The following is a 13,699-nucleotide window of genomic DNA, read 5'->3' on the forward strand; positions in this document are numbered from 1 at the left end:
CTATCCTTTCGAGGTTGCAGCAGGCGCCGGGGTTTCCAGCAGGTTGAACTCATTCGTGTAGAGCTTCCCGGTATCCAGTTCGCCGTTGATGATTCCCGCTGATTGCAGGTAGTCGGACCAGCGGGTGAAGTCGGTGTCCTGGATCCGCCCGCCCGGCGATGCCACCCCTACGCTCTTCCAGTACTTGAGCGCCTCGGTGCTCTCGTTCCGGCCGCGTTTGGCGATGATTTCCTCGAACTTGGCGATCACCTGTTCCCGCGGGGTGGTGCGTTCCCACTCGATGGCTTGGGCGACGCCGGTGACCAGCGTGCGGCTGGTTTCGGGGTTCTTCGCCAGGAAGTCGTTCCGGAGGACATACTGGCCGGCATCGAAGGGACCTCCGATGACGCCGACGTCGGTAAACAGGGCACGCACGCCACCCTCGGCGAGCGCCCGGTCCTGGAGCACACCACCAAGCGTGCCGACGTCGACCTGCTTCTTCCGGAGTGCCACTTCGGTCTCGTTGGGCGGGACCACGACGAGCTGTACCTGCTTGATTTCCTCGGGAGTCAGGCCGCTGTTCTTCAGGTGGGTATTGATGACCGCTTCGTGGTGGGCGCCCAGGGTGTTAACGGCGATTTTCTTGCCGATCAGGTCCCTGGCGGTCCTGATGGGGCTGCCTTCCTCCACGTAGTACCCGGTGAAGGTGTCTTTGTCCTCGCCGTAGTAGTTGATGACGGCTTTCACCGGGGCGCCGGCCTCGATCAGCTTGATCACGGCGCCGGTGAATGCTCCGCCGATGTCTGTCTGGTCCGTGGCAACCGACTGGATGCTCTGCGGGCCGCTGGTGGTGTTGCTGACCCACTCGAGTTTCACGTCACCGAGATAGCCGAGGTCCTCCGCCACTTCCACCAGGGCTACAGTGTTGGGCGAACCCTGGTAGCGGACAGTCTTTACCTCGGTACCTTGGCTGCCCCCTGACTGCGCCGTTGCAGCGCCGCCACAACCGGTCAGCACAAGTGTGAGCGCCATGGCGGCAGCGGCTGCAATCCGTCCCGCAATGCCTCCTGCGGTATCTGCGGCCGGGGTTGTTCGTGCGGGCTGGTTTCGGTTTTTCATGGGGGATTCTTTCTGCATTTGTTGGACGGGGCACCGGCTGGACCTGCAACGCCAACCGGCAATGCTGGTCCGGGCCGGCTGGCTCGTGGCAACCACTAGAGCAGAGAAGAATCGGCGGCAGAAGACCCTGGTTCACGGGAAGAAACTGCGGGTCACCCGAGTCCGCGGAGCGTCTTCCGGAGCAATCCGGGACGCAGGGGTCAACGCAGCGTCATCTCCGGCAAGAGTGCACAACCCGGCGTAACACGGCGTCAGGGGGAAGGGCTGCGGGACGTCATGAGGGGCAACGCCACGCCGCAGCCACTCAACATTCCGACGTCGGATGAAACGCCTGGCTTCTTCCCACGACTCAGGGGGTTGTCCTGCGGGGCACGGCCGGCCGTGTCGGGGAGGCAAATATTTCTTTCCGGGGCACGCCGGCTCACCAAAGCAACGCGGGGTCACTCCTCGCCCAATACGAGGGGAATATTGGGCGAGGAGTGACCCCGCGTTGGTTTTTTGGGAGGGGGTTCAGTGGCCCAGGATGGCCCGGGCGATTTCGTCGGCGTCGCGGAGGGTGCGCTGGCCGCTGGGATAGTTGGGGCCGCCCTGTTGGACGGATTCTGCGGCGATGGCTGTTCCCCATTGGGACGCCGATAGCTGCAGGCCCAACACATACAGTCCGTCCGGGACTGCGCCGTTGGATGCCACCGGCCGGTACGGGTGCGGGGCAACGTCAAGACCGGTGGACTGCACGGGGGCACCTTCGGCGGTCATCATCAGCCGGGGGCGCACCAGTCCATCCGCGAGCAGCTGCTCCAGGAGCGGTGAGTCGTTCGCGGATACCCGGTTGGCGGGTGCGAGCGCCTCCACCATCGTCCTTGCCGTGACGGGCGGACCGCCCACCCATGGTGAGAGGGCAGTAAAACGTCCGGTCCGGCGGTCCACGCCGAACCGGGGGTCGGGTCCGACAAAACTGACCACCCCCGCACGGGCCAGTGCGGCCAACTGCTCGGAACGGAGGGCCGGGGGCCCGCTGGCGAGGCCCTCCACAAACGACTCAAACCAGCCACGGAGGCCGGCTACCCACGAGGCATCGGTGATGCCGCCGTCGGCCACTGCCGTCTTCAGCACCGCCCGCCCGTGATGCAGCGCACCGATGGCCATCTTCACCGGGTCCTGCTCCCCCAGCGCTGAACGGCGGGCGTCATCAACGAGGTAATCCACGACGGCGGCGTCCAGTTCAGCCCGCGACGCGAAAGACCGGCCGGCCAGCGGGGAAGCCAGACCCAGCAGATCCAGGCGGTGCCGCGGCCCGATATGCACGGCCAGGACGCTGTCCACCGAGGCCTCCCAGTTGGCGGCGCTGTGGGCGTGGGGACGCAGGGCTTCATCCAGTGCGGCCAGGAACGCGGCGGGGTCCGGGACGGCCCCCTTCTGCGAGCGCACCAGAGTGGAATAGTAGGCCCACAGGGTATCGCGGTGCAGCAGCGGCCAGAGATCGTGCTCGAAGCCGGGGGTGATCCCGGTTGCCGCGAACCGGGCAAGCGCCGCCTCGGTCAGGTACCGCAGCGTGACCGACGACGGGTAGTAACCGCCCAGCGCCGCCTTGGCCCGGTAGGGAGTGCCACGGCGTGAGGCAGCAATGATCAAGGGCTCCTGACCGGAGGGCTGATACTCGAGCCTGGCTCCGGCGTCGATGAATTTTCCACCTCTGCCCTCGGTGAGCTGCCCCATAACGTCGAAGAAGTTCAGCCCCATCCCCCGGACCAGGACAGGTTCCCCGGCCGGGATGGCGGACCAGTCGACGTCGGCGGGGACAGCCGGCGGGAAGTACTTCAGGCCCAGCTGGCCCGCTGATGACTGCAGCTCACGCTGTTCCGGGTTGAGGCGGGAGCCCAGGTGCCCCAGTGCCAGGACCACGGAATCGACGGTCAGCGAGCCGCCGCCGGCGAGTCCCACGTCGAACGTTCCGGCGGCTGCTGTTGCGCCGCCGGTACCCGTTGGGCGCACCCATTCGGCTTCCGTCTCATGAAAACTGATGGTGACGCCGTCGGGGAGCTTTGCCGTGAGCTCCTCGAGCGTGCAGCGCAGGTAGCGGCCGTACAGCGCCCGGCTGGGAAAGTCGCGGGATCCCAACGCTGCCAGTTCCGACCGTTCGTCCGGCGTGAGGGAGGACAACGGATCGGTTTGTTGGCGGACACGCCAGCGGTCGAACGTCGTGCCGGCGAGGGCCAGCCGGGGGTCCTCCGGAATGACTGTGGGATAGAAGGACTGGGTGTTCATCAGGTACAGCCGCGACTGGTCAGGCTGCCACACATGTCCGGGACCTGCCGGGTAGGGATCGATCACGTCAATATGGAGAACGGAGCCGGGGTGGGTCGCGGCGTTGGCGAGCAGTCGCTCCAGCACACTGGTTCCCCGGGGGCCGGCGCCGATGATGGCGGTCCGGATGCTCTGCGATTTACCCACGGCATCCAGAGTATCGGCACGCGCCCGTTGTGTTTGACTTGCACGCTGCGCTCAGATGTTGTTTGGATGGGGCGCATGACCACCACAGCAGCTGATCAAGCGCCCGGTTCTTCCTCCGCCCAGACTTCTTCGAACGCCTCCACCGGCGGGGTCGCCCCCGAACCCACCGACGAGAACGTCTGGCTGGAGGAAATCTACGGAGAGGCGCAGCTGGACTGGGTCCGGGAGCAGAACGCCCGCACCGAGGACCTTCTGGAGGACGCCGACTACGCCGGTCTGGAAGGAAGCATCCTGGAGGTGCTGGACTCAACGGACCGGATCGCCATGGTGGGCAAGCGCGGCGACTGGTACTACAACTTCTGGAAGGACCAGGCCAACCCCAAGGGATTGTGGCGCCGGACCACGTGGGACAGCTACGTGACGGACTCCCCCGAATGGGACGTCCTCCTGGACGTTGATGCCCTCGCTGCCGCGGAAGGTGAGGAGTGGGTTTTCCATGGGGCCACCTTCCTGCGCCCGGCCGCCGGGGAACCGTACAGGCTGGCGCTGGTGGCGCTCTCCCCCGACGGCGGCGATGCCAACCGGTACCGCGAGTTCGACGTCGGAACCCGCACCTTTGTTGACCCCGCAGCCGGCGGCTTTGACCTCCCGACGGCGAAGGGGAACGTCTCATGGCTGGATGCGGACACGTTGTTGGTTGCCTCCACGGCCGGGGAACTGCCCAAGACCGCCTCGTCCTACGCCCGGACGGCCGTCACGCTGCGGCGCGGCGAGGCGTTGTCCGCTGCTGACCGGTTTTTTGAGGTGGCTGAGGACCACATGATGGCCCTGGCCGCGCATGACTCAACGCCCGGTTTCGAGCGCACGTTCGCGGTGGACTACATCGACTTCTTCAACCGCCGCACCTTTGTCCGGAACGGCGCCGCCCTGGTTGAGATCGACGCACCTACGGATGTGAACCTCAGCGCCCACCGGGAGTGGCTTCTGTTCCGCCCGCAGCGCGACTGGGCTCTGGAAGGCACCACGTACCCCGCCGGTTCGCTGCTCGCGGCAAGGTTCGAGGACTACGTTGCCGGGACGCGGGAAATCTCGGTGCTGTTTACCCCGGATGCCCACACCTCGCTGCAGTCGTGGAGCTGGACGAGGAATTTCCTGCTGCTGAACCTTTTGCGCGACGTGTCGTCCGAGATCCGGGTGCTGGACCCCACCAGGCCGGGCCTGGCGGCCGATGGTGCGGCCTGGGCGTCCTCGCTGCTGGACGCCTGCCCGCCGCTGCACGACGTTAACGCCTACGCGGTGGATGACGAGGATGAGGGACCGGCCGACGGCGGTGCAGGCGACGATTTCTGGCTGGTCGCCACGGGTTTCACCACGCCCAGCACCCTGATGCGCGGGACCTTGGTCAGGGACGGCGCCGGCGCCCACCGCGCCGAAGAGGCAGACACCGCCGGCGGTGCGGGTTCCGGGACGGGCGGCGTGGTGAGCAGCCATACGACCGTCAAGTCGTCGCCGTCGTTCTTTGATGACGCCAACTATGAGGTGCAGCAGCACTTCGCGGTGTCCGCAGACGGCACCCGCGTGCCCTATTTCCAGGTTGCTTCACGGGAGCTGGTCCTGGACGGGCAGAACCCCACGCAGCTCTCCGGTTATGGTGGTTTTGAGATTTCCAGGACCCCTGCCTACAGCGGGACTGTGGGCAGGGCGTGGCTGGAGCGTCGGACTGCCGCCTCCGGCGGGCCGGGTGTGGCGCTTCATTCCCGTGGCGGAGTCTACGTGGTGGCCAACATCCGGGGCGGCGGCGAATACGGTCCCTCGTGGCACCGGGCAGCCCTGAAGGAGAACCGGCACCGCGCCTTCGAGGACTTCGCGGCAGTGGCGCAGGACCTGATCTCGCGCGGGGTCACGTCCCGTGAACGGCTTGGCTGCGTGGGCGGCTCGAACGGCGGGCTGCTGGTGGGCAACATGCTCACCCGCTACCCGGAACTCTTTGGGGCGGTCTCGTGCGGAGTGCCGCTGCTGGACATGAGGCGGTACACCAAGCTCTCCGCCGGACACTCCTGGATCGCCGAATATGGCGACCCTGATGTGGCTGAGGAATGGGAGTTCATCAAAACCTTTTCGCCCTACCACCTGCTCCGGGACGGGGTGGAGTATCCGGAGACATTCATCTGGACGGCCACGTCCGATGACAGGGTGGGGCCGGTCCAGGCCCGCAAGATGGCTGCCCGGATGGAGGCCATGGGCATTCCCAATGTCTGGTTCCACGAGGCGCTGGAGGGTGGCCACGCCGGTGCCTCGGACAACCGGCAGGCGGCCGCACTCCAGGCACGCAGCCAGCACTTCCTGTGGCGGACTTTGGCCGGCGGGGGCGCCTGACCCCGCCGCCCTGACCAGGGCCACATGGCCGTTTTGCGCTGCATGCCCCGTTCTGCGTATCCTTGGTGGGCTAGGAATAGCAATTGGAGACGTGCCAGAGCGGCCGAATGGGCTTCACTGCTAATGAAGTGTGGGGCACAACTCCACCGGGGGTTCAAATCCCCCCGTCTCCGCGTTTGGCCCCGGTCCTTGACCGGGGCCTTTTGCGTACCCGGGCGTAGTGGCCAGAGCGCTTTGCCTCCTTGAGATCCCCGGGCCCAACCCGTCCGGGGTGCAGCCAGTCCGGCGTACGGACACGCAGAGCGCACCGTCAGCCCGCGGTGGCAGGATGGTTCAATGGCAGCAAGCAACAGCGCGGACGTGGAAACCGGGACACAGCAGGTCTGGAATCCGCGGCTTGCCCTGCTGGTGGCCGCGACCTTCTTTATGGAGATCCTCGACGGCACCATCCTGACCACCGCCATCCCCAGCATCGCCGCGGACCTGCGCGTGCCCGCCGCCGACGTCAACATCACCATGACCGCCTACCTCATGACGGTGGCCATGGGCATCCCGTTCAGCGGCTGGCTCGCGGAACGGATGGGGGCCCGCCGGGTCTTCTGCCTGGCGATCGCTGTGTTCACCGTGGCGTCGTTGGCCTGTGCCCTGAGCACCGACCTCACCATGCTGACCCTCAGCCGGATCCTGCAGGGCGCCGGCGGGGCCATGATGGTTCCGGTAGGGACGCTGGTGGTGCTCCGCGGAACGCCCAAGTCAGAACTGCTGCGTGCCACGGCCTTCCTGGTGTGGCCCGCACTGCTCGCGCCCGTACTGGCACCCCTGGTGGGTGGGGCGCTGACCACTTATCTCTCCTGGCACTGGATCTTTCTTCTCAATCTGCCCTTGGGTGCGGCCGCCTTCATTGCAGCCCTGCGGCTGGTCCCGGCCGGTGCCGGCGACCGCCAACGGCGGCTGGACTGGCTGGGCCTGATCCTCACCAGCGCCGGAGTGGGCGCCCTGGTGGTTGGCCTGGAACTGGCCACCGCCCACCCCGACGGGCCGTGGGCCGCCCTGAGCGCAGCTGCCGGTGTGGCGGCGCTGGCAGCCGCCGTGCTGTGGATGAGGCGCGCCAGAACACCGCTCTTTGACCTCACCGTCTTTTCCACCCGGACCTTCCGTGCCATGGCCACCGGCGGGTTTGTGTACCGGCTGACCATATCCTCGGTGCCCTTCCTCCTGCCGCTGATGTTCCAGGCCGGTTTCGGCTGGTCGCCGCTGCACGCCGGAATCATGGTGGCAGCGGTTTTCGTCGGCAACATCGGCATCAAGCCGGCCACTACCCCGCTCATCCGGCGCTTCGGCTTCCGGGCAATGCTCGTCTTCGGTTCGCTTGCCTCGGCTGTGACATTCGCCGCCTGCGCACTGCTCACCCCTGATACACCGGAAGTCCTGATCTTCGTGCTGCTGGTCTTCAGCGGGGCTTTCCGTTCAATCGGCTTCTCCGCCTACGCCTCGGTGCAGTACGCGGACATCGTGCCCGCCCAGCTCACCTCCGCCAACACAGTGTCTGCCACCCTGGTGCAGCTGGCTGCGGGTGCCGGTATTGCCGTGGGCGCGCTCCTGATCCGCATTTTCGACGGCGTGGGGGCCTTCCCCGCGGATCCGGCCGGTCCGTACCGTGGGGCGTTCCTGACCATGGCTGTCCTGATGCTCCTCAGCACGGCGGACAGCCTGGCTCTGCACCGGCATGCCGGTGCGGCGGTCAGCCGGCCTGGCCAAGAACCAGCGGAAGAACAGCCCCCGCCCCCGCCCGCCGCAGGGCGCGTCCAGCCACGGTAACTGTCCAGCGGCTGTCCACGAGGTCATCAATGAGCATCACGCCCTGACCGTCCAGGGCAGCCAACGCAGCCTCCAGCTCCGGGCCCACCACCACGCGGTCCCAGACTCCGGCCAAACGGTACGCGCTGTTGCCGCCACGGCTTCCCGTTGGTCCGCCATGGCCGAGGTCCAGCTCCCCCAGGTAAGGCATCCTGCCGATTTCCGAGATCCCCCGGGCAAGCGAGCGGACCAGTTCAGGTTTGCTGCGTGAGGGCATGCTGACGATTGCGGCCGGCCTGCCTGCCCCGCTCCAGCCCGGGTTTCGGCCAACAGGAGTTGCCCATTCGCGCAGGACCTGGACGCACGCCTGCAGCATGGCCGGATCGACCTGGCGGTCCTCGGCCCCGGCCGCGAAAATTTCGCGCATAGCCCCGCCCCAGCCCAGATCGGTGAGCCTGGCCAGCACGCGGCCGTCTGTCAGGGATTCGTTGGGCTTGATCTTGCCTTTCACCGGAACGCCCAGGCGGTCCATGCCGCTGGGCCACTGCAGGCGCGCCTCCAGGACGCCCCCGGCGCGGCTGAGGGTCTGCCCCGCGGCCGCGGTGGCGTCCTCGGCGATGTCCGCGGGGAACCAGCGGCCGGCACAGTTGTCGCACCGTCCGCAGGCGTGCGCCGTCTCGTCATCCAGCACCGAGGTGATGTACTCCATCCGGCAACCGGCGGTGTCCTGGTAGATCACCATGGAGTCCTGCTCGTCCACGCGGGCTTCGGCGATCCGGCGGTAGCGTTCAGCATCGTAGAACCAGGGCTGGCCGGTGGACCGCCAGCCGCCGCCGACGCGTTCAACGGCACCGTCCACGGCCAGGACCTTGAGCAGCAGTTCCAGCGGCGTGCGGCGCAGGTCAACCCGCGCCTCCAGGGCAACCGTTGACACGGCCGTGCCGGCGTCGGCCAAGGCGGTCAGCACGGCGCTGGCCTTCTCCTCGGAGGGCATCGAAGCTGTCGCGAAGTACTGCCAGATATCGCGGTCCTCGGATCCGGGCAACAGCAGCACGTCTGCGTTTGCCGCGCCACGGCCCGCACGCCCCACCTGCTGGTAATAAGCCACCGGGGAAGACGGAGCCCCCAGGTGGACCACGAACCCAAGATCCGGCTTGTCGAACCCCATTCCCAGGGCGGAGGTGGCCACGAGTGCCTTCACCTGGTTGTCCTTGAGGAGTTGCTCAGCCCGTTCGCGGTCGGCAGGATCGGTCCGGCCCGTGTAGGCCTGCACTTCGTGCCCCGCTTCGGCGAGGAGCCGCGCCGTATCTTCGGCTGCGGAGACGGTCAGGGTGTAGATGATGCCGCTGCCGGGGAGGTCTGCGAGATGGGTCAGGAGCCAGCCCAGCCGTTCCCTGGAGTTGGGCAGTGCCAGGACGCCCAGGCGCAGGGAGTCGCGGCCGAGGGTGCCGCGGATGGTCAGGACACCGGCGCCCAGCTGTTCCTCGATATCGTGGACCACGCGCGAATTGGCCGTTGCCGTGGTGGCCAGCACGGGAACCGAGTCCGGCAGTTGCGTGATGAGGTCCGCAATCCGGCGGTAGTCCGGCCGGAAGTCGTGGCCCCAGTCGGAGATGCAGTGCGCCTCGTCAATGACCAGCAGGCCGGTCCGGCGGATGAGCTCCGGCAGCTGGTTTTCCCGGAACGAGGGGTTGGTGAGCCGTTCCGGCGAGACCAGCAGCACGTCAACCTCATCCGCCGCGAGCTGTTCCCGTACGGTGTCCCATTCCAGCTGGTTAGCGGAGTTGATGGCCACGGCCCGGACACCGGCGCGGGCCGCGGCGGCGACCTGGTCCCGCATCAGGGCCAGAAGCGGCGAGACGATCAGGGTGGGGCCGGCACCGCGGCGCCGGAGCAACAGGGAGGCCACAAAATACACGGCCGATTTGCCCCAGCCGGTGCGCTGGACCACCAAAGCCCGCCGGCCGCCGTCGACCAGTGCCTCGATCGCCTCAAACTGCCCGTCATGGAAGTCCGCTTCCGGATGCCCAACGAGTTCGCGGAGGACTTCCAATGCCTGGGTCTTTGTGGAACCGGGGTCAGGAGCTGCAGCGGAGCGAAGGGCGGTGTTCTGGGTATCGGCCATTGATTCAGTATCCCAGCCCCCACTGACAGCCGGGACCCGGAGGCTCCCTCTGTGGATATGGTGCGGGCTACACTTCCCCTCCACAGGCACCTGTCCGCTTCCACGTAAGATAAGACCCGTGACTAGCGAACAGACAAAGACTTTTGACCTTTCGGCATCCTTCAAGGCCTACGACGTCCGGGGAATCGTGGGTGATTCCATCACCGCCGAAATCGTCGAGGCCGTCGGTGCTGCGTTCGTTGATGTCCTTAAGCTGGAAGGCCAGACTGTCCTCGTGGGCGGCGACATGCGCCCGTCCTCCCCCGAATTCAGCAAAGCGTTCGCAGACGGTGCCGCCACCCGCGGAGCCAACGTCCAGCTGCTGGACCTGATCTCCACCGACGAACTCTACTTCGCGTGCGGATCACTGAATGCGGCCGGCGCAACGTTCACCGCCAGCCACAACCCCGCTGAGTACAACGGGATCAAGATGTCCAAGCCGGGAGCGCAGCCCATCTCCTCTGAATCCGGGCTCAAGGAAATCCAGGCACTCGCCGAGCACTACCTCAACACCGGCTCCATCCCGGCAGCCCCCACCCGCGGCCTGATCGGCGTCCACGACGTCCTGAAGGACTACGCCGTGTACCTGCGCAAGCTGGTGGACCTCTCCGGCTCCCGCCCGCTGAAGGTCGTCGTCGACGCAGGCAACGGCATGGCCGGCCTCACCACGCCGGCGGTCCTGGGCGACGCCCTCCTGCACAAGCTTCCGTTCGAGATCATCCCCCTCTACTTCGAGCTGGACGGTTCATTCCCCAACCACCCGGCGAACCCCCTCGAGCCGGAGAACCTCCGTGATTTGCAGGCCGCTGTCCTCGCCCACGGCGCCGATATCGGGCTGGCTTTCGACGGCGACGCCGACCGTTGCTTCGTCATCGACGAAAAGGGTGAGCCCGTTTCGCCGTCGGCCATCACCGGCATGGTGGCGCGCCGCGAAATTGCCCGCGCCCAGGCACAGGGTGAGGCCAAGCCCACCATCATCCACAATCTGCTCACCTCCCGCGCAGTGCCGGAGCTTGTAGAGCACGACGGCGGCCGTGCGGTCCGCACGCGCGTGGGCCACTCCTTCATCAAGGCAGTCATGGCAGAGGAAGGCGCGGTGTTCGGCGGCGAGCACTCTGCCCACTTCTACTTCCGCGACTTCTGGAACGCAGACACCGGCATGCTGGCCGCCATGCACGTCCTGGCTGCTCTTGGGGAACAGGACGGCCCGCTGTCCGAGCTCGGCCGCGAGTACGAGCCCTACGTTTCCTCCGGCGAGGTCAACTCCGAGATCGAGGACAAGGCAGGGGCCGTTGAGCGGGTCCGCGCAGATTTCGCCGCGGAGGACATCACCATTGACACCATGGACGGCAGCACGTTCACGGCAAACGACGGCAGCTACTGGTTCAACCTGCGCCCTTCCAACACCGAGCCCTTCCTCCGCCTGAACGTGGAAGCAACGGACCGTCCCACCATGGAACGCGTGCGCGACCGCGTGCTTTCCAATGTCCGGCGCTAAACCGCTCGTGGACGGCAACGCCACCACCGGCCCAGAGGCAACCCCCGGGGAAAGCTCTTCCTGGCGCGACAGCGTCCCGGAAGCCACGGCCACGGACCTGGAAAACCTGCTCGGCACGGGCATCGGCGCGGCCCAGGAACAGCTGCAGCGGAACGGCGGGTTCCTGCCGTTCGCGCTGGTGGTGGAGAACGATGGTGAAGTCCGCCTGATGGCCGTCACCCCCGCTGATGCCAAGGACGGTTCGGACGCAGACTTCGACGCCGATTCGATGATCAGCGACCTCACCGAACTGCTCCGCCAGAACAGGGCTGAGTTCCGAGCCGCGGCGGTGGTCTGCGACATCCTCCTGGTGGAGGAGGACTCGGACGCCATCCATGTGGCCACCGAACACCGTGACGGTTCCCTTTTTGCGGCCGTCCTGCCTTACAAACCCAACACAGAATCCCACGAATGGGAGTTCGGCCAGCTGGCAGCTGATTCCAACGAACCCGCCATCTGGGTGGACTAGACCTCCGCTAGGTTGATGACATGAGACTCAATGCCTTCGCGGACGTCAGCCTGCGGGCCATGATGGTGCTGGCGGCAGCACCGGACAGCAACCTGCTGACGACGCAGAGCATAGCCAACGCAGTGGGCACCCCGTACAACCACGTCAGCAAGGCCATGGCCAGGCTCCGTGAGCTGGGCATGATTGACGTCGAGCGGGGCCGGAACGGCGGCTCGCGGCTCAACGCGGCCGGCCGCGCGGCAACGGTGGGCCAGTTGCTGCGGCTCTTGAACACCCGCGCAGACCCGGCCGACTGCCACACCCTGAATGGCGAATGCCCGCTCATCAACGAGTGCAGGCTGCGCGGCGCCCTGGCCCGCGCCCGGGAAGCGTTCTACCGGGAGCTCGATCCGCTGGTCATTGCCGAACTCCCCAGCTACCGGCAGATGGCGCCGGTCTTTGCCATGATCGGCCTGCGGCCCGGTTTGTAGGCTCCGCCAAAGCCCACCGCGTCACCGATTTGATTCGAAATTCTACAAGGTGTAGAACTTGGATATGAATACTTGTATTTCGTATACAAGTATTGAATCCGGCCGGATGAAAGCCCCGGTCCCTACATCAGGAGTACATATGCTCTCGGACAAGTCCCGCCCAGTCATTGAGGCAACGCTGCCGCTCGTCGGTTCCCGGATCGGAGCCATCACCCCCAAGTTCTACGCCCGGCTGTTCGCCGCCCACCCCGGACTGCTGGACGGCCTCTTCTCCCGTTCCAACCAGCGCTCGGGCAACCAACAGCAGGCCCTGGCCGGAAGCATCGCCGCCTTCGCCACCCACCTGGTCAACAACCCGGGCACCCTCCCGGAGCAGGTCCTCTCCCGGATCGCCCACAAACATGCCTCCCTCGGCATCACCGAACCCCAGTACCAGGTGGTTTACGAGCACCTGTTCGCCGCCATCGCCGAGGACCTCGCAGAGGTCATCACCCCGGAAATCGCCGAAGCCTGGACCGAGGTGTACTGGCTGATGGCCGACGCCCTCATCAAAATCGAAAAGGGTCTCTACGCCGCCCAGGCAAACGACAAAATGTGGATGCCCTGGCGCGTGGCTGCCAAGACTCCAGCGGGAACCGGTGCCATGACGTTCACACTTGAACCGGCGGACGACACTCCCGTCACCCCCGCACTGCCCGGACAGTACGTCAGCGTCAAGGTCCAGCTTCCGGACGGCCTGCGCCAGGTCCGCCAGTACTCCCTGTCGGATGACGCCGGCCTCGGCAGGACCTTCACCACCAAGCTCGATGACGACGGCGAGGTGTCCCCGGTGCTGCACAACGGCGTCGAGGTCGGCGACATCCTGGAGATCTCCAACCCTTACGGCGAGATCGTCCTCAAGGACGGCGAGGGCCCCGTGGTGCTGGCGTCAGCAGGCATCGGCTGCACACCCACCGCGTCCATCCTGCGGTCCCTGGCAGAGTCGGGTTCAGGTCGGCAGGTGCTGGTGCTGCACGCCGAAAGCACGCTGGAAAGCTGGGCGCTGCGTGGCCAGATGACGGACGACGTCGACCGCCTGGACGGTGCCGAACTCAAGCTGTGGCTCGAAAAGCAGGCCGCCGGGTCCTACGAAGGATTTATGTCCCTGCGCGAGGTGGATCTTCCGGCCGACGCCTCGCTGTACCTGTGCGGGCCGCTGCCGTTTATGAAGAACATCCGCAACGAGGCCATCAACGCCGGCATCCCCGCCACCCGAATCCACTACGAGGTGTTCGGCCCCGACATCTGGCTGGCCAGCTGACCCCTCCCCCGGAGGAACCTTCGGAGGGACGTGGACG

9 protein-coding genes and 1 tRNA gene are annotated in these 13,699 nt (G+C 66.5%); 7 read left to right on the plus strand and 3 right to left on the minus strand.

The features are described 5' to 3' along the window. Window positions 1–1,098 carry an ABC transporter substrate-binding protein gene (locus AC1MCA_RS06795; protein ID WP_479802143.1) on the minus strand — a complete coding sequence of 366 codons (1,098 nt, stop codon included), beginning with the start codon at window positions 1,096–1,098 and terminating at the stop codon, window positions 1–3. A 510-nt stretch (window positions 1,099–1,608) separates the two neighbouring features. After that, window positions 1,609–3,549 carry an FAD/NAD(P)-binding protein gene (locus AC1MCA_RS06800; RefSeq protein ID WP_479802144.1) on the minus strand — a complete coding sequence of 647 codons (1,941 nt, stop codon included), beginning with the start codon at window positions 3,547–3,549 and terminating at the stop codon, window positions 1,609–1,611. Window positions 3,550–3,624: 75 nt separating this feature from the next. On the opposite strand from AC1MCA_RS06800, the gene AC1MCA_RS06805 reads away from it, so the two are divergent. From AC1MCA_RS06805 to AC1MCA_RS06815, 3 genes are all read left to right on the plus strand, one after another. Further along, entirely contained in the window at window positions 3,625–5,925 is a 2,301-nt protein-coding gene (locus tag AC1MCA_RS06805) for a prolyl oligopeptidase family serine peptidase (RefSeq protein WP_479802146.1), read from the plus strand. An 85-nt stretch (window positions 5,926–6,010) separates the two neighbouring features. After that, a tRNA-Ser gene (locus AC1MCA_RS06810) sits at window positions 6,011–6,098 on the plus strand. Between the two features lie 163 nt (window positions 6,099–6,261). Further along, complete coding sequence (locus AC1MCA_RS06815) at window positions 6,262–7,743, plus strand: MFS transporter (protein WP_479802147.1); 1,482 nt, start codon at window positions 6,262–6,264, stop codon at window positions 7,741–7,743. On the opposite strand, the gene AC1MCA_RS06820 is transcribed toward AC1MCA_RS06815, so the two are convergent. Then, on the minus strand, window positions 7,667–9,847 hold the full coding sequence (locus AC1MCA_RS06820; RefSeq protein WP_479802149.1) for a RecQ family ATP-dependent DNA helicase: 2,181 nt from the start codon (window positions 9,845–9,847) through the stop codon (window positions 7,667–7,669). The genes AC1MCA_RS06815 and AC1MCA_RS06820 overlap by 77 nt on opposite strands. A gap of 118 nt (window positions 9,848–9,965) precedes the next feature. Here AC1MCA_RS06820 and AC1MCA_RS06825 point away from each other — a divergent pair, with 118 nt between their 5' ends. The 4 genes from AC1MCA_RS06825 to AC1MCA_RS06840 all read left to right on the plus strand — a co-directional run bounded on the left by AC1MCA_RS06825 (window position 9,966) and on the right by AC1MCA_RS06840 (window position 13,662). Next, a complete protein-coding gene (locus AC1MCA_RS06825; protein ID WP_479802151.1) occupies window positions 9,966–11,384 on the plus strand; it encodes a phosphomannomutase/phosphoglucomutase in 1,419 nt (472 codons plus the stop codon). Further along, the gene (locus AC1MCA_RS06830; protein ID WP_479802152.1) at window positions 11,371–11,892 is read left to right on the plus strand and encodes a hypothetical protein; all 522 of its coding nucleotides are present in this window, start codon (window positions 11,371–11,373) and stop codon (window positions 11,890–11,892) included. Before AC1MCA_RS06825 ends, AC1MCA_RS06830 begins: the two co-directional genes overlap by 14 nt. 20 nt (window positions 11,893–11,912) lie before the next feature. After that, entirely contained in the window at window positions 11,913–12,362 is a 450-nt protein-coding gene (locus AC1MCA_RS06835) for an RrF2 family transcriptional regulator (protein WP_479802154.1), read from the plus strand. A gap of 139 nt (window positions 12,363–12,501) precedes the next feature. Then, entirely contained in the window at window positions 12,502–13,662 is a 1,161-nt protein-coding gene (locus tag AC1MCA_RS06840; RefSeq protein ID WP_479802156.1) for a globin domain-containing protein, read from the plus strand. The last annotated feature ends 37 nt before the right edge of the window (window positions 13,663–13,699 follow it).

It is taken from the genome of Arthrobacter sp. BK1, from assembly GCF_056680055.1.